Annotated in this window: 12 protein-coding genes; 11 read left to right on the top strand and 1 reads right to left on the bottom strand. The window is 73.1% G+C overall.

Features of this window, described 5'->3' with window-relative positions; all coding sequences use genetic code 11:
• Nucleotides 1-83: 83 nt before the first annotated feature.
• On the bottom strand, nucleotides 84-2,495 hold the full coding sequence (gene lon / locus ACZ4VK_RS32115) for an endopeptidase La (RefSeq protein ID WP_468359881.1): 2,412 nt from the start codon (nucleotides 2,493-2,495) through the stop codon (nucleotides 84-86).
• A gap of 131 nt (nucleotides 2,496-2,626) precedes the next feature.
• On the opposite strand from lon, the gene ACZ4VK_RS32110 reads away from it, so the two are divergent.
• The 11 genes from ACZ4VK_RS32110 to ACZ4VK_RS32060 all read left to right on the top strand — a co-directional run bounded on the left by ACZ4VK_RS32110 (nucleotide 2,627) and on the right by ACZ4VK_RS32060 (nucleotide 15,275).
• Nucleotides 2,627-3,265: a GNAT family N-acetyltransferase gene (locus tag ACZ4VK_RS32110; protein WP_468359878.1), complete on the top strand. Its 639-nt coding sequence runs from the start codon at nucleotides 2,627-2,629 to the stop codon at nucleotides 3,263-3,265.
• Nucleotides 3,266-3,410: 145 nt separating this feature from the next.
• Entirely contained in the window at nucleotides 3,411-4,031 is a 621-nt protein-coding gene (locus ACZ4VK_RS32105; protein WP_468359875.1) for a hypothetical protein, read from the top strand.
• A gap of 41 nt (nucleotides 4,032-4,072) precedes the next feature.
• Complete coding sequence (locus ACZ4VK_RS32100) at nucleotides 4,073-4,693, top strand: RNA polymerase sigma factor (RefSeq protein ID WP_468359873.1); 621 nt, start codon at nucleotides 4,073-4,075, stop codon at nucleotides 4,691-4,693.
• Nucleotides 4,690-5,628, top strand: coding sequence for a zf-HC2 domain-containing protein (locus ACZ4VK_RS32095; RefSeq protein WP_468359870.1), 939 nt, complete (start codon nucleotides 4,690-4,692; stop codon nucleotides 5,626-5,628). The genes ACZ4VK_RS32100 and ACZ4VK_RS32095 overlap by 4 nt, the downstream gene beginning before the upstream one ends.
• Complete coding sequence (locus ACZ4VK_RS32090) at nucleotides 5,625-6,422, top strand: ABC transporter ATP-binding protein (RefSeq protein ID WP_468359868.1); 798 nt, start codon at nucleotides 5,625-5,627, stop codon at nucleotides 6,420-6,422. Before ACZ4VK_RS32095 ends, ACZ4VK_RS32090 begins: the two co-directional genes overlap by 4 nt.
• Before the next feature lie 79 nt (nucleotides 6,423-6,501).
• Nucleotides 6,502-7,824 carry a hypothetical protein gene (locus ACZ4VK_RS32085; RefSeq protein ID WP_468359865.1) on the top strand — a complete coding sequence of 441 codons (1,323 nt, stop codon included), beginning with the start codon at nucleotides 6,502-6,504 and terminating at the stop codon, nucleotides 7,822-7,824.
• A complete protein-coding gene (locus ACZ4VK_RS32080) occupies nucleotides 7,821-8,420 on the top strand; it encodes a hypothetical protein (protein ID WP_468359863.1) in 600 nt (199 codons plus the stop codon). Before ACZ4VK_RS32085 ends, ACZ4VK_RS32080 begins: the two co-directional genes overlap by 4 nt.
• 121 nt (nucleotides 8,421-8,541) lie before the next feature.
• The gene (locus ACZ4VK_RS32075) at nucleotides 8,542-9,213 is read left to right on the top strand and encodes a spermidine synthase family protein (RefSeq protein WP_468359861.1); all 672 of its coding nucleotides are present in this window, start codon (nucleotides 8,542-8,544) and stop codon (nucleotides 9,211-9,213) included.
• 82 nt (nucleotides 9,214-9,295) lie between these two features.
• Nucleotides 9,296-10,033 carry a response regulator transcription factor gene (locus tag ACZ4VK_RS32070; protein ID WP_384115393.1) on the top strand — a complete coding sequence of 246 codons (738 nt, stop codon included), beginning with the start codon at nucleotides 9,296-9,298 and terminating at the stop codon, nucleotides 10,031-10,033.
• A gap of 53 nt (nucleotides 10,034-10,086) precedes the next feature.
• Complete coding sequence (locus tag ACZ4VK_RS32065; RefSeq protein ID WP_468359858.1) at nucleotides 10,087-11,178, top strand: HAMP domain-containing sensor histidine kinase; 1,092 nt, start codon at nucleotides 10,087-10,089, stop codon at nucleotides 11,176-11,178.
• Nucleotides 11,179-11,468: 290 nt separating this feature from the next.
• Complete coding sequence (locus ACZ4VK_RS32060) at nucleotides 11,469-15,275, top strand: multifunctional oxoglutarate decarboxylase/oxoglutarate dehydrogenase thiamine pyrophosphate-binding subunit/dihydrolipoyllysine-residue succinyltransferase subunit (protein ID WP_468359856.1); 3,807 nt, start codon at nucleotides 11,469-11,471, stop codon at nucleotides 15,273-15,275.
• Nucleotides 15,276-15,317: the final 42 nt, after the last annotated feature.

Genomic DNA, 15,317 nt, shown 5'->3' with positions numbered 1-15,317 from the left:
TCCGGATACGCGCACCGGAGCGGGGTGCCCCATGAAGGGACACCCCGCTCCGGTGGACGCGCCGCGCCCCTGCCGTCAGGGCGTCACGCGGCCACCCCCACCGCAACCTTCGCCGGTGCGAGGGCGATCTCCAGGACCTGCCGGACGTCGGTCACCGGGTGGACCTCCAGCTTCTCCAGGATCTCCGCCGGGACGTCGTCCAGGTCGGCCTCGTTCCGCTTGGGGATCACGACGGTCGTGATGCCCGCCCGGTGCGCGGCGAGCAGCTTCTGCTTCACTCCGCCGATCGGGAGGACCCGGCCGGTGAGGGAGACCTCGCCGGTCATGGCCACGTCCGTGCGGACCAGGCGCCCGCTCAGGAGGGAGGCCAGGGCGGTCGTCATGGTGATGCCCGCGCTCGGCCCGTCCTTGGGGACCGCGCCCGCCGGGAAGTGGATGTGCACGCCCCGGTCCTTCAGACCGGTGACGGGCAGCTCCAGTTCCGCGCCGTGCGAGCGGAGGAAGGAGAGCGCGATCTGCGCCGACTCCTTCATCACGTCGCCCAGCTGGCCCGTGAGGGTCAGCCCGGCGGCACCGGTCTCCGGGTCGGCGAGGGAGGCCTCGACGAAGAGGACGTCACCGCCCGCTCCGGTCACGGCGAGCCCGGTGGCGACACCCGGCACCGCGGTGCGGCGCTCCGCCGGGTCCTGGGCCGACTCCGGCACGTGGTGCGGCCGTCCGATCAGCTCCCGCAGGTCGTCAGGGGTGACCGTGAACGGCAGCTCACGGTCCCCGAGTTCGTGCTGGGCCGCGACCTTGCGGAGCAGCCGGGAGAGGGCGCGCTCCAGGGTGCGGACGCCTGCCTCCCGGGTGTACTCGCCGGCCAGCTTGCGCAGGCTCGCCTCCTCCAGGGCGACCTCGCCGGGCTCGAGACCGGCCCGCTCCAGCTGCCGGGGCAGCAGGTGGTCGCGGGCGATGACGACCTTCTCGTCCTCGGTGTAGCCGTCGAGCCTGACCAGCTCCATGCGGTCGAGAAGGGCCTCGGGGATGGCTTCGAGGACGTTGGCCGTGGCGAGGAAGACGACGTCGGAGAGGTCGAGTTCGACCTCCAGGTAGTGGTCGCGGAAGGTGTGGTTCTGCGCCGGGTCGAGGACTTCGAGGAGGGCCGCAGCGGGGTCGCCGCGGAAGTCGGAGCCGACCTTGTCGATCTCGTCGAGGAGGACGACCGGGTTCATGGAGCCGGCCTCCTTGATGGCGCGGACGATACGGCCGGGCAGGGCGCCGACATAGGTCCTGCGGTGGCCGCGGATCTCCGCCTCGTCCCGTACGCCGCCGAGGGCGACGCGGACGAACTCGCGTCCCATCGCGTGGGCGACGGACTCGCCGAGGGAGGTCTTGCCGACGCCGGGCGGGCCGACGAGGGCGAGGACGGCTCCGCCGCGGCGGCCGCCGACCACGCCGAGGCCACGCTCGGAGCGCCGCTTGCGGACGGCGAGGTACTCGGTGATGCGTTCCTTCACGTCGTCGAGGCCCGCGTGCTCGGCGTCGAGGACGGCGCGGGCGCCGCGGATGTCGTACCGGTCCTCGGTCCGCTCGTTCCAGGGGAGTTCGAGGACGGTGTCCAGCCAGGTGCGGATCCAGGAGCCCTCGGGGGACTGGTCGCTGGACCGCTCCAGCTTCTCGACCTCCTTGAGGGCTGCCTCCCTGACCTTCTCGGGCAGGTCGGCGGCCTCCACGCGGGCGCGGTAGTCGTCGGACTCGTCGCCCTCGGCCTCGCCGTTGAGGTCGCGGAGCTCCTTGCGGACGGCTTCGAGCTGGCGGCGGAGCAGGAACTCGCGCTGCTGCTTGTCGACGCCCTCCTGGACGTCCTTGGCGATGGTCTCGGCGACGTCCTGCTCGGCGAGGTGCTCGCGGAGCTGGGCGGTGGCCAGCTTGAGGCGGGCGACCGGGTCGGCGGTCTCCAGGAGCGCGACCTTCTGCTCGACGGTGAGGAAGGGCGAGTAGCCGGAGTTGTCGGCGAGGGCGCCGACGCCGTCGATCTGCTGGACGCGGTCGACGACCTGCCAGGCGCCGCGCTTCTTGAGCCAGCTGGTGGCCAGGGCCTTGTACTCCTTGACCAGGTCGGTGACCTGACCGGGCAGCGGGTCGGGCAGGGTCTCCTCGACGGTGCTGCCCTCGACCCACAGGGCCGCGCCGGGGCCGGTCGTACCGGCGCCGATGCGGACGCGGCCGAGGGCGCGGATCAGCGCGCCGGGGTCGCCGTCGGAGAGGCGGCCGACCTGCTCGACGGTGCCGAGGACGCCGGTCGCGGCGTAGGTGCCGTCGACGCGGGGGACGAGCAGGACCCTGGGCTTGCCGGTGCCGGACCGCGCGGCGGCCTGGGCGGCCTCGACGGCGGCCCGTACGTCGTTGTCGGAGAGGTCGAGGGGCACCACCATTCCGGGCAGCACGACCTCGTCGTCGAGCGGCAGTACGGGCAGTGTGAGCGGCACGGACGGCGTGGACGCAGAAGCCATGATCTCCCCTTCGGCAGTCAAGTTGAGTTATGTGGACTCAATGCATGTGAGCCGGTGAATGTTCCCGGGAGCGCGTTCGCTCTGAGCGATCACCCTCCCCGGCTGGTCACCTTCGGAGATGTAATGCCTCCATGGATATTTCATCTATTACTTCTGCCTGGGTCGCGGGCTGGACGGTCTCCCGGGGGACCCCTGCCGCCGTCACCGAGCCCTGGGGGTACCGGATCGACGTCGGCCTCCCCCGACACGTCGTACGGCACGTCCTGCCCGCCCCCGACGCGGCCTCCGTCGGCGCGCTCTGCGGCCGGCTCACCGCCCCGTACAGCTGGCTCAAGGTCATGGCGGAACCCGAGGACGTCGCACCATGGGTCCCCGACGGGTGGACCGTCCCCGACGACCCGGGATTCATGATGGTCAAGCCGCTGGACCCCGGCGCCCGGCCCGCACCGCCCGAGGGGTACGCCAGGACCACCGAGGTCAAGGACGGCGTCATCCGGGTCCGCGTCCTCGCCCCCGACGGCACGCTCGCCGCGCGCGGCCAGATCGCCCCGACGGGCTCGACCGCCGTCGCCGACCAGATCGAGACCGACCCCGCGCACCGGCGGCGCGGCCTCGGCGCCAACGTCATGCGCACCCTGGAGGCGGCCGCCGCCCAGGCGGGCGCCGGGACCGGAGTGCTCGCCGCGACCACGGACGGCCTCGCGCTGTACGACTCGCTCGGCTGGCGCCACCGGGGGCCGCTCACCGGCATCGTCCGGACGGAGGGCTGACGGCCGCGCCGGGCGCTTCCGGGCCTCCGGCTGCGCGAGAGCCGACCGCCGGACCGCTCGCCGTCCGGCGCGGAGCCGACCGCGGACCGTTCCGCGTCCGGCCGTCCGACTGCGCGGGGAGCACACGAAGGGGCATGCTCGGACCATGGTGCGAGGCGTACGGAAGACAAGGCCCGGGGCCCTGCTGCTGGCGGCGGCCCTGACCGCCGGTGCCGTCGGCGCGAGCGGCTGCGGACCGGAGACCGCGCCCGCGCCGGGCGGCCCGGCATCGGGCGTGAGCGCCCCGCCCGGACCCGCCACCTCGGCCACGCCCCCTTCCCCGGCGACGCCGACGTCCACGCAGGAGCCGACCGGCCCGTCCACCGCCCCACCCGCGCCCACCTCCCCCGCCGGTTCGGCCACGCCCTCCGAGGAGCCGCGCGGGCACGAGGTCCTCGTCGAGGTGGTCGTCAGCGGCGGTCTCGCCGGCGTCCGCAACCAGCTCGTCGTCCGCTACGACGGCACCTGGACCAGCCGCTCCGGCACCAAGCCGCCCCGCACCGGCCGGATGACCCCCGCCGAGACCGCCGAGCTGCGGGCGGCACTCGAAGACCCCGCCTACGCGCGCGTGCCGGCGCGTCCGACCGGCGCCCCGGTCCCCGACGGCTTCCAGTACTCCGTCACCCACCGCCACCGGCTCGTCGTCGTGGCCGACGGCGAGCGCCCGCCCGCACTCCAGCGCGTCTTCGCCGCCCTCCCGGAGGGCGGCCCGCCCACCGGCCCGTGACCGCGTGAACCGTCCGGCCCCCTCCCGGCGATAGAGAAGGCGTGAGACTGTCGCGCCCCACAGGGGGAGGCCCCTCTGGGGGCGACGAGGACGACTCCGCGCTGCTGCGCGCTGTCGCCAGGGGGGACACCGAGGCACTCGCCGTCCTCTACGACCGGCACGCCGGCTGGCTGCACGCCCGGCTCGCCCGGCGCTGCCCCGACGAGGAGACCGTACGGGAGGTCCTCCAGGACACCTTCGTGACCGTCTGGCGCTCGGCCGGCGGCCACCGGGGCCGGGGCGAGGCCGGTGGCTGGCTCTGGGTGATCGCCGCCCGGCGCCTGGTGGACGCCCAGCGCGCCCGGGCCCGCACCGAACGCGCCACCGCCCACGCCGCCACGCCCCCGGAGGCGCCGGCCGCCGTGCCGTCCGCCGAGGACCGGGTCCTGGCGGGCCTGGAGTACGGGGAGGTGGGCGCCGCCCTCGACCGGATCTCGCCCGAGCTCGCCGAGGTCCTGCGGGCCACGGTCGTCGACGGCCTGACGACCCGTGAGACCGCCCGGCTCCTCGGCATACCCGAGGGCACCGTGAAGACCCGCGCCCTGCGCGCCCGCCGCGAGCTGCGCGCCGCGCTCGCGGCCGGGAACCCCGGGGGCCCGCACGCCTTGGGAGGCACCGCATGACGGCATCCCGGCCCGACCACCGATCCGCACCCCGGCCCGACCACCGATCGGCATCCCGGCCCGCGCCCCGGCCCCCCGGGCCGCCCTGGCACGTCACCGACGCCCTGGCGCTGCGGTACGCGGAGGGCACCGCCGCCGAGACGGACGCCTGGTCCCTGGAGAAGCACGTCGAGTCCTGCACGGCCTGCGCGGCCCGCGTCTCGGCCGCCGTACGCGCCGGCGCCGCAGGCCCGGCCCTCGCGGCCGTCCGCACCGAGCTCCTGTCCTCGCTCGGCCACCGCCCCACCCCCGCGGCCGCCGCCGGGAACCCCCTGGGACGGTGGGCGCGGCTCTGGTGGGCCGTCGGGCCCGCCCTGCGCGGATCCTGGGTGGTGGCCGTGGTCCTCGTCGTCGGCGGGGCCTTCGGACTCGCCTACGGCGCCGGGTCGCGGGGGGCGGGGAGCCTGCTGCTCGCCGTCTCCCCCGTCCTTCCGCTCGCCGGTGTCGCCGTCTCGTACGGCCGGCACGCCGACCCCCTGTACGAGATCACCGCCGCCACCCCTTCGGGCGGGCTGCGGCTGCTGCTCACCCGTACCGCCGCCGTGCTCGCCGTGTGCGTACCGCTGCTGACCGCGGGCGGTGCGCTGCTGCCGCCGGTGGCCGGACTTCCGGGGGCCGCCGCCTGGCTGCTTCCCGGTCTCGCGCTGACCCTGGCCGCCCTCGCGCTCGGCTCGTTCGTCGGCTGCCGGGCGGCGGCCCTGACGCTCGGCGGCGGATGGCTGCTCGCCGTGACGGGCCCGCTGCTCGGCGGCCCCGACGCGGAACGCGGCGCGGCCGCGCTCGCGCCCTATTTCTCCGGCTCCGCCGTGCAAGGGGGGTGGGCCGCCGCGGCGCTCGCCTGTGCGGCCCTCCTCGTGCTGCGGCGCCGTTCCTTCGACCACCTGGAGCCCCGGTGAAGCCCTCGCCCGCCGTCGCGGTGACCGGACTGACCGTCCGTCACCGCCGTACCGTCGCCCTCGACCGCCTCGACCTGACCCTGGGGCCCGGCGTGCACGGGCTGCTCGGACCGAACGGAGCCGGGAAGACCTCCCTCATCCGGGTCCTCGCGACCGTCGCCGCGCCCTCCTCCGGCCGGGTGGAACTGCTCGGCGGGGACGCCACGGACCACCGCGACCGCACCGGGATCCGGCGCCGGCTCGGCTATCTGCCGCAGGAGTTCGGCTACTACCCCGCCTTCACCGTGCGGGAGTTCGTCGCGTACGTCGCCTGGCTCAAGGAGCTGCCCGCCGAGCGGGTCCCCGCGGCGGTGGAGCGCGCGGTGCGGCGGGTCGGGCTCGCCGACCGGATCGACGCGAGGATGAAGACGCTGTCGGGCGGCATGGTCCGGCGCGCCGGGATCGCCCAGGCCATCGTGAACGAGCCGGAGCTGCTGCTGCTCGACGAGCCGACGGCGGGCCTCGACCCGGAACAGCGGGTCGACTTCCGTGAGCTGCTCCGGGAGTTGGGCACGGAGACGACGGTGGTGGTCTCCACGCATCTGGTGGAGGACGTGGCCGCCGCGTGCGGCGAGGTCGCCCTCATCGAGGCGGGCCGGCTCGCCTTCCAGGGCACCACGGCCGAACTCACCGCACTCGGCGGGCAGTCGGGCGGACCGGGCGACTCCACGACCCACGCCGTCGAACGCGGCTACACGGCCGCCCTGCGCGCCCACCGCGCACCGGAGGACCAGGCGAAGGGGGCGCTCCGATGACCGGCGCCCCCGTACGCCTCCGACCCGTCCCGGCCCCGTATCCAGGAGGCCGCACGCCCCGTACCCAGGAGACAGCCCGGTGACCGCCACCCTCACCCCGCCCCGTTCCGGCGGATCCACGCCCGCGCGTGCCCCCTCCGCGCTCCGCACCGAGCTGCGGCGCGGTCTCGGGCCCTGGACCGGTGCCGCCGTCGCTCTCACCGTCCTCGTCACGATGTACGGCAAGGCTCCCGGCTGGCAGGGCCGCTGGGCCGACGCCACGAACATGCTGCACGTCGCCACCGGGCTGCTCGCCGGGCCGCTCGCCCTCGCGGCGGGCTGCTGGCAGGGCGGCAGGGACCGGCGGCGCGGCACGACGGACCTGTGGGAGTCCGTGTCCCGTTCCCCGGTGCGCCGCCTCCTGGTCGCCGTCGCCCCGTCCGCGCTCTGGCCCGCCGCCGGGATCCTGCTCGCGGACGCCGTCTGTCTGCTCGCGACCTGGCCGTACGTCTCCGCGGGCCGCCCCTACCTGGAGCTGCTCGCCGCCGACGTGGTGGCCGTCGCGGCCCTCGGCGCGGTCGGGCATGTCGTCGGGCGGGTCGTCCGCTGGCGGCTGACCGCACCGCTCCTGGGGATCCTCGGGTACGTCCTCCTCGGCCTCGGCGCCTACACGGAGGGTCCGGCGCGCTGGCTCGGCCCGGCCGGCGAGCACCAGTTCTTCTGGGACCGGCCGGTGTGGTGGTTCGGGCCGGTGTCGATGGCGTGGACGGCGGGGATCGCGCTCGCCGTACTCCTGGCGTACGGGCTGCGCCCCGCCCGGCTGCGGCCGCTCGCCCTGGTCCCGCTCGCCGTGGCGGTCGCGGCCGCCGGCCTGATCCTGCGCCTTCCGGTGGACGAGGGGCCGTGGCGCCATGACCCGGCCCTGTCCCGGCAGGTGTGCGACGACGGCACCCCGCAGGTGTGTCTGACGGCCGTGGACGAGGGGCTGCTGCCGGACGTGTCGGCGGCGCTCGCCCCGCTGAACGCCCGCCTCAAGGGCCTGCCCGGCGCCCCGGTCCGCTGGGTGAGCGGACTCGGTGACACCCGTCCCGGTGACGTCGCGCTGCCCGACACCGACCAGGAGGCGGTGCGCGGCCGGCTCACACGCCCCGACCTGTATCTGAACTCGGCCGTGAACTGGCTGTTCTCGGACAGCTGCCAACCGGGCGACGGCACGGGCCCGAACGCCGAGCGGGCGAGCGTCATCCACCTCGCCGTCTCCGAGTGGCTGGCGCCCACCCCGGACGACTACGGCGTCGACCCCACCGCCGCCCAGCCGTACATCGACCGGCTCAAGGCCAAGTCCCCCGCCGCCCAGCGCGACTACCTCGCCCGCTATCTGGCGGCGGACGGCTGCCGCCCGGACGAGGTGCCGGTCCCGTGAGGCTCTATCTGCGCTCCCGTGCCCTGCCCACCGCGTTCGCCGCCCTCGCCGGCACGGCGGCGGCCGCCGCCGGGTCGGCCCGGTGGCTGGAGTCGCTGCCCGACTTCGACCACACGGCCCGGCTGCCGGTCGTCGTCCTCGGCCCGCTGCTCGCGGCGGCGGCGGTCGGCGCGAGCCTGCACACCCCGAGCGACGAGCTGGACCGCACGGCGGTCAAGCCGTGGTGGCCGCGACGCCTCGCCCACGTCCTCGTCCCGGCCCTGGTCGCCGCCGCCCTGCTCGCCCTCGCGCTGCCGGGCCACGCGGAGGCGTACGGGGCGCCCGCCGCCGTACGGAACACACTGGGGCTCATGGGGATGGCGGCGGGCGCCGCCGCCGTCGTCGGTGCCCGGCTGAGCTGGCTGCCGCCCGTCTTCTTCGTGGGCGTGGTCTATCTCGCGGCCCCGTCCGAGCCGGGCGGTGCGGCGCAGTGGTGGGCCTGGGTGATGCAGCCGGGTCCGCAGGCCGGCGCGTGGACGGTGGCGGTCGCCGCGTTCGTCATCGGCACGGGCGGGTACGCGTGGCGGGGAGCGCGGCACGTGACCGGCGAGTCCTGAGGCCCCGTGGTGTCGGGGCCCTGGGCGTAACGCCGTGACTCCCTAAGGCGTTTGTCCTGGTCGGCCCTGCCCGCGAGAATGGCGGGCCGTTGCCGAGACGACGAGAACGGAGTGACGAACGATGTCAGGTCCCGTGACCCTCGACCGCCGCGAAGGACCGTACGGAGAGGTCGTGCTGCGGCGCCGCGCCGAGCACTACGAGATCATCGCCAACGGCACCTTCCTGATGGACACCTCCGACGGGCGCTCCGAGCGGCTCCTGATCGACGCGGCGCGGGACGCCCTGCCCGAGGAGGTCCGGGCCGGCGCCTCCGTCCTGGTCGGCGGTCTCGGGGTCGGTTTCTCCCTCGCGCACGCCGCCGAGGACCCCCGCTGGGGCCGGATCGCCGTCGCCGAGCGTGAGGAGGCGATCATCGAGTGGCACCGGCAGGGACCCCTCGCCGCGATCTCCGGGAGGGCGCTCGCCGATCCGAGGACGGTGATCCTGCACACGGACCTCGTGGAGTACCTCCACACCTCCACGGACACCTACGACGCCCTCTGTCTCGACATCGACAACGGCCCCGACTGGACGGTCACCGAGGGCAACGAATCCCTGTACGGGGCCGAGGGATTGGCCCTGTGCGCGGCCCGGCTGAACCCGGGCGGAGTGCTCGCCGTATGGTCCGCCCGGCCGTCCGCCGATTTCGAAGAGTCGTTGCGGAATGCCGGATTCAGCGCGGTACGGACGGAAGAGATCCCCGTTGCCCGGGGCGTCCCCGACGCGGTCCACCTCGCCGTCCGTCCCGGATAGCCGCTGAACAGCTCCTGGATAGCCGGGACGCCACCGGTACCTCTAGGCTGCTGAGCCGACATCGGCGACGCGAGGCGGGGCAATGGAGCAGACACACACCACTCACCACGGTGCGGCGGCCACTCCGGGGGCTCAGCGACGTGTCCTGGTGGTCGAGGACGACGCCACGATCGTGGAGGCGATCTCCGCGCGGCTGCGGGCCGAGGGCTTTCTCGTGCAGACCGCGACCGACGGTCCCGCGGCCGTCGAGGCGGCCGAGGCCTGGCAGCCGGACCTGATGGTCCTGGACGTCATGCTGCCCGGTTTCGACGGTCTCGAGGTGTGCCGCCGGGTCCAGGCCCAGCGCCCCGTCCCGGTCCTCATGCTGACCGCCCGCGACGACGAGACCGACATGCTGGTCGGCCTCGGCGTGGGCGCGGACGACTACATGACCAAGCCGTTCTCGATGCGGGAGCTGGCGGCCCGGGTGCATGTGCTGCTGCGCCGGGTGGAGCGGGCCGCGCTCGCGGCCGTCACCCCCCGCAGCGGCATCCTCCGCCTGGGCGAACTGGAGATCGACCACGCGCAGCGCCGGGTCCGGGTGCGCTCCGAGGACGTCCACCTGACGCCGACCGAGTTCGACCTGCTCGTCTGCCTGGCGGGCACGCCCCGGGCGGTCCTCTCCCGCGAACAGCTCCTCGCCGAGGTGTGGGACTGGGCGGACGCCTCGGGCACGAGGACCGTGGACAGCCACATCAAGGCGCTGCGCCGGAAGATCGGGGCCGAGCGGATCCGTACGGTCCACGGCGTCGGGTACGCGCTGGAGACCCCGGCGCTGTGAGCCGGCGGAGGCCCGGGGGACCGCAGGGGCAGCGGGAACGGCGTGAGCGCCAGGTGCGGCAGGGTGGGCCGGAGGCCCGCAGGCCGCGCCGGATCGTGATCTCGATCAAGACCAAGCTGGGCGCCCTGGTCGTCGGGGCGGTCCTGCTGACCTCCTGTCTGGCCCTGGTCGCGATCCGCACCTCCACGGAGTTCCGGTACATCACGATCTTCGCGATGATCGCGACCCTGCTGATCACCCAGTTCGTGGCCCAGTCCCTGACGGCGCCGCTCGACGAGATGACGACGGTGGCCGGGACGATCTCGCGCGGCGACTTCAGCCGCCGGGTGCGGGGCGCGGACCGGCGGGACGAGCTGGGCGACCTCGCCTCGACGATCAACCGCATGGCGGACGACCTGGAGGCCGTCGACCGGCACCGCAAGGAGCTGGTCGCCAACGTCTCGCACGAGCTGCGCACCCCGATCGCCGCGCTCAGGGCCGTACTGGAGAACGTCGTGGACGGGGTGTCCGAGCCGGATCCGGAGACGATGCGGTCGGCGCTCAAGCAGACCGAACGCCTTGGCCGGCTGGTGGAGACGCTGCTGGATCTGTCACGTCTTGACAACGGTGTCGTCGCGCTGAGGGCGAGCCGCTTCGAGGTCTGGCCGTATCTGTCGGGGGTGCTGCGGGAGGCGAACCTGGCCGCCTCGCAGCGGGGCCTCTCGTCGACCTCCGGGCTCCACAACCGCACGGACGTGCATCTGCACCTGGACGTGTCGCCGCCCGAGCTGGTGGCGCACGCGGACGCGGAGCGACTGCACCAGGTGATGGCGAACCTCATCGACAACGCGGTGAAGCACTCGCCGCCGCACGGCCGTGTCACGGTCAGGGCCCGGCGCGGCCCGTACCCGGACTCCCTCGAGCTGGTCGTCGAGGACGAGGGTCCCGGCATCCCGGAGTCGGAGCGGCACAAGGTCTTCGAGCGCTTCAACCGGGGCGCGGCGCCGCTCCGGCAGGGGCCGGGCAGCGACGGCGGCACGGGTCTCGGTCTCGCGATCGCCCGCTGGGCGGTGGATCTGCACGGCGGCGGGATCGGTGTGGCCGAATCCTCACGTGGCTGCCGCATCAGAGTCACTCTTCCGGGCAGGATTCCCTCAAGAGATTGACGTAGGGTTCGAACCGGAAGAGCGCGTTCTGCGTGTACGTGAGCAGGACCTGCGTGCACATGAGCGGGGCACGATCAGGGGTGCGGCCGAAACGGGCCGTGCCTGCGCTTCTCCGTACCCTCACACATGCGGAACCACGCTTGTTTCCCGCCATTCACGGCCCCGAAACACCTCGTCAAGTGTGACTTGCGCGACGTTGGAGCGCCCGGCCTGCACCTCTCGGCCGGACAGGCGTAGCCTTTATTTCCGCTGTCCATCACCTTGTGAAGCGGAAGAGGGCGGTTGCCGCCGTGTCGTCTCAGTCCCCCAGTACCCCGAGCTCCCCGACCGACCAAGACGGGCAGGGAAAGAACCCTGCGACCGCCTTCGGTGCCAATGAGTGGCTCGTCGACGAGATCTACCAGCAGTACCTCCAGGACCCGAATTCGGTCGATCGTGCCTGGTGGGACTTCTTCGCCGACTACAAGCCGGGAGCGTCGGACACCCCGGCCGCTCCGGCACCCACCACGCAGAGCGCGCCCGCCGCGCAGCAGGCGGGCCCCGCACAGGCCGCGCCTGCCGCTCCGGCGGCGGTTCCCGCTCCCGCGCCCGCTCCGGTCGCGGCTGCTCCGGCCCCCGCGCCCGCTCCGGCTCCCGTGAAGCCCGCCGCGGCCCCGGCCGCGCCGGCGGCCGCGAAGCCTGCCGCCGCCCCGGCCAAGCCCGCGGCCGCTCCTGCGGCCGAGGCCCCCGCCGGCCCCGAGCTGATCACGCTGCGCGGTCCCGCCGCCGCGGTCGCGAAGAACATGAACGCCTCCCTGGAGGTGCCGACGGCCACGTCCGTCCGCGCCGTCCCGGTGAAGCTGCTCTTCGACAACCGGATCGTGATCAACAACCACCTGAAGCGCGCCCGGGGCGGGAAGATCTCCTTCACGCACCTCATCGGCTACGCGATGGTGCAGGCGATCAAGGCCATGCCGTCGATGAACTACTCCTTCGCGGAGAAGGACGGCAAGCCGACCCTGGTCAAGCCGGAGCACATCAACTTCGGTCTCGCGATCGACCTGGTGAAGCCCAACGGCGACCGCCAGCTCGTCGTCGCGGGCATCAAGAAGGCCGAGACGCTCAACTTCTTCGAGTTCTGGCAGGCGTACGAGGACATCGTCAAGCGCGCCCGCGTGGGCAAGCTGACGATGGAGGACTTCACCGGCGTCACGGTCTCCCTGACCAACCCCGGCGGCCTCGGCACCGTCCACTCCGTGCCGCGTCTGATGCCCGGACAGTCGGTCATCATGGGCGTCGGCTCGATGGACTACCCGGCCGAGTTCCAGGGCACCTCCCAGGACACCCTGAACAAGCTGGGCATCTCGAAGGTCATGACCCTGACCTCGACGTACGACCACCGTGTCATCCAGGGCGCCGCCTCCGGCGAGTTCCTGCGCGTCGTCGCCAACTACCTCCTCGGCGAGCAGGGCTTCTACGACGACATCTTCAAGGCCCTGCGCATCCCCTACGAGCCGGTCCGCTGGCTCAAGGACATCGACGCGTCGCACGACGACGACGTCACCAAGGCCGCGCGCGTCTTCGAGCTCATCCACTCCTACCGGGTCCGCGGCCACGTCATGGCCGACACCGACCCGCTGGAGTACAAGCAGCGCAAGCACCCCGACCTGGACATCACCGAGCACGGCCTCACCCTGTGGGACCTGGAGCGGGAGTTCGCGGTCGGCGGCTTCGCCGGCAAGTCGATGATGAAGCTCCGCGACATCCTCGGCGTGCTCCGCGACTCGTACTGCCGCACCACCGGCGTCGAGTTCATGCACATCCAGGACCCGAAGCAGCGCAAGTGGATCCAGGACCGCGTCGAGCGCCCGCACTCCCGCGTGGAGCGCGAGGAGCAGCTGCGGATCCTGCGCCGGCTGAACGCGGCGGAGGCCTTCGAGACCTTCCTGCAGACGAAGTACGTCGGCCAGAAGCGCTTCTCCCTGGAGGGCGGCGAGTCCGTCATCCCGCTGCTCGACGCGGTCATCGACTCGGCCGCCGAGTCGCGCCTCGACGAGGTCGTCATCGGCATGGCCCACCGCGGCCGGCTGAACGTCCTGGCGAACATCGTCGGCAAGTCGTACGCGCAGATCTTCCGCGAGTTCGAGGGCAACCTCGACCCGAAGTCGATGCACGGCTCCGGCGACGTCAAGTACCACCTGGGCGCCGAGGGCACCTTCACCGGTCTCGACGGCGAGCAGATCACGGTCTCCCTGGCCGCGAACCCCTCGCACCTGGAGGCGGTCGACCCGGTCCTGGAAGGCATCGTCCGCGCCAAGCAGGACGTCATCAACAAGGGCGGCACGGACTTCACCGTCCTCCCCGTCGCCCTGCACGGTGACGCGGCCTTCGCCGGCCAGGGTGTCGTCGCCGAGACGCTGAACATGTCCCAGCTGCGCGGCTACCGCACCGGTGGCACGGTCCACATCGTCATCAACAACCAGGTCGGCTTCACCGCCGCCCCGGAGTCCTCGCGTTCCTCGATGTACGCGACCGACGTGGCCCGCATGATCGAGGCGCCGATCTTCCACGTGAACGGCGACGACCCGGAGGCCGTGGTCCGCGTCGCGCGGCTCGCCTTCGAGTTCCGCCAGACGTTCAACAAGGACGTCGTGATCGACCTCATCTGCTACCGCCGCCGCGGTCACAACGAGGGCGACAACCCGCAGTTCACCAACCCGCAGATGTACAACCTGATCGACAAGAAGCGTTCGGTGCGCAAGCTGTACACCGAGTCGCTCATCGGTCGCGGTGACATCACCCTCGAAGAGGCGGAGCAGGCGCTCCAGGACTTCCAGGGGCAGCTGGAGAAGGTGTTCGCGGAGGTCCGCGAGGCCACCGCGGCCCCGGCCGCGGCGACCGTGCCGGACGCCAAGGCCGCCTTCCCGGTCGGCGTCACCACCGCGGTCTCCCAGGAGGTCGTGAAGCGGATCGCCGAGTCGCAGGTCAGCATCCCGGAGCGGATCACGGTCCACCCGCGGCTGCTTCCGCAGATGCAGCGCCGTGCCGCCTCCATCGACGACGGCACCATCGACTGGGGCTTCGGCGAGACCCTCGCCATCGGCTCCCTCCTCATGGAGGGCACCCCGGTCCGGCTCTCGGGTCAGGACTCCCGCCGCGGCACCTTCGGCCAGCGGCACGCGGTCCTGGTGGACCAGGAGACCGGCGAGGACTACACCCCGCTGCTCTACCTGACCGACGACCAGGCCCACTACAACGTCTACGACTCGCTGCTCAGCGAGTACGCGGCGATGGGCTTCGAGTACGGCTACTCGCTGGCCCGTCCGGACTCCCTGGTCATCTGGGAGGCCCAGTTCGGTGACTTCGTCAACGGCGCGCAGACCGTCGTCGACGAGTTCATCTCCTCGGCCGAGCAGAAGTGGGGCCAGACCTCCGGCGTCACGCTGCTCCTGCCGCACGGCTACGAGGGCCAGGGCCCGGACCACTCGTCCGCGCGCCCGGAGCGCTTCCTCCAGATGTGCGCCCAGGACAACATGACGGTCGCCATGCCGACGCTGCCGTCGAACTACTTCCACCTGCTGCGCTGGCAGGTCCACAACCCGCACCACAAGCCGCTCATCGTCTTCACCCCGAAGTCGATGCTGCGTCTGAAGGCCGCGGCGTCCAAGGTGGAGGAGTTCACCACCGGCGGCTTCCGCCCGGTGATCGGCGACGCTTCGGTGAACGCCGCCGACGTCCGCAAGGTCGTCTTCTGCGCCGGCAAGGTCTACTACGACCTGGAGGCCGAGCGTCAGAAGCGCGGTGACACGGAGACCGCGATCATCCGTCTGGAGCGTCTGTACCCGCTGCCGGGTGCCGAGCTCCAGGCCGAGATCGCCAAGTACCCGAACGCGGCGAAGTACATCTGGGCGCAGGAGGAGCCGGCGAACCAGGGTGCCTGGCCGTTCATCGCGCTCAACCTGATCGACCACCTGGACCTGGCGGTCGGCGCGGACATCCCGGCGGGCGAGCGCCTGCGCCGGATCTCGCGTCCGCACTCCTCGTCCCCGGCGGTCGGCTCGGCCAAGCGCCACCAGGCGGAGCAGCAGCAGCTGGTCAACGAGGTCTTCGACGCCTGACCTGTCTCTCCGTCCTCGTACGGAAGGAGGCCCGGCACCCCC

Source organism: Streptomyces sp. NPDC028711 (assembly GCF_055565415.1).
This window is presented reverse-complemented; position numbering and strand designations above follow the sequence as displayed.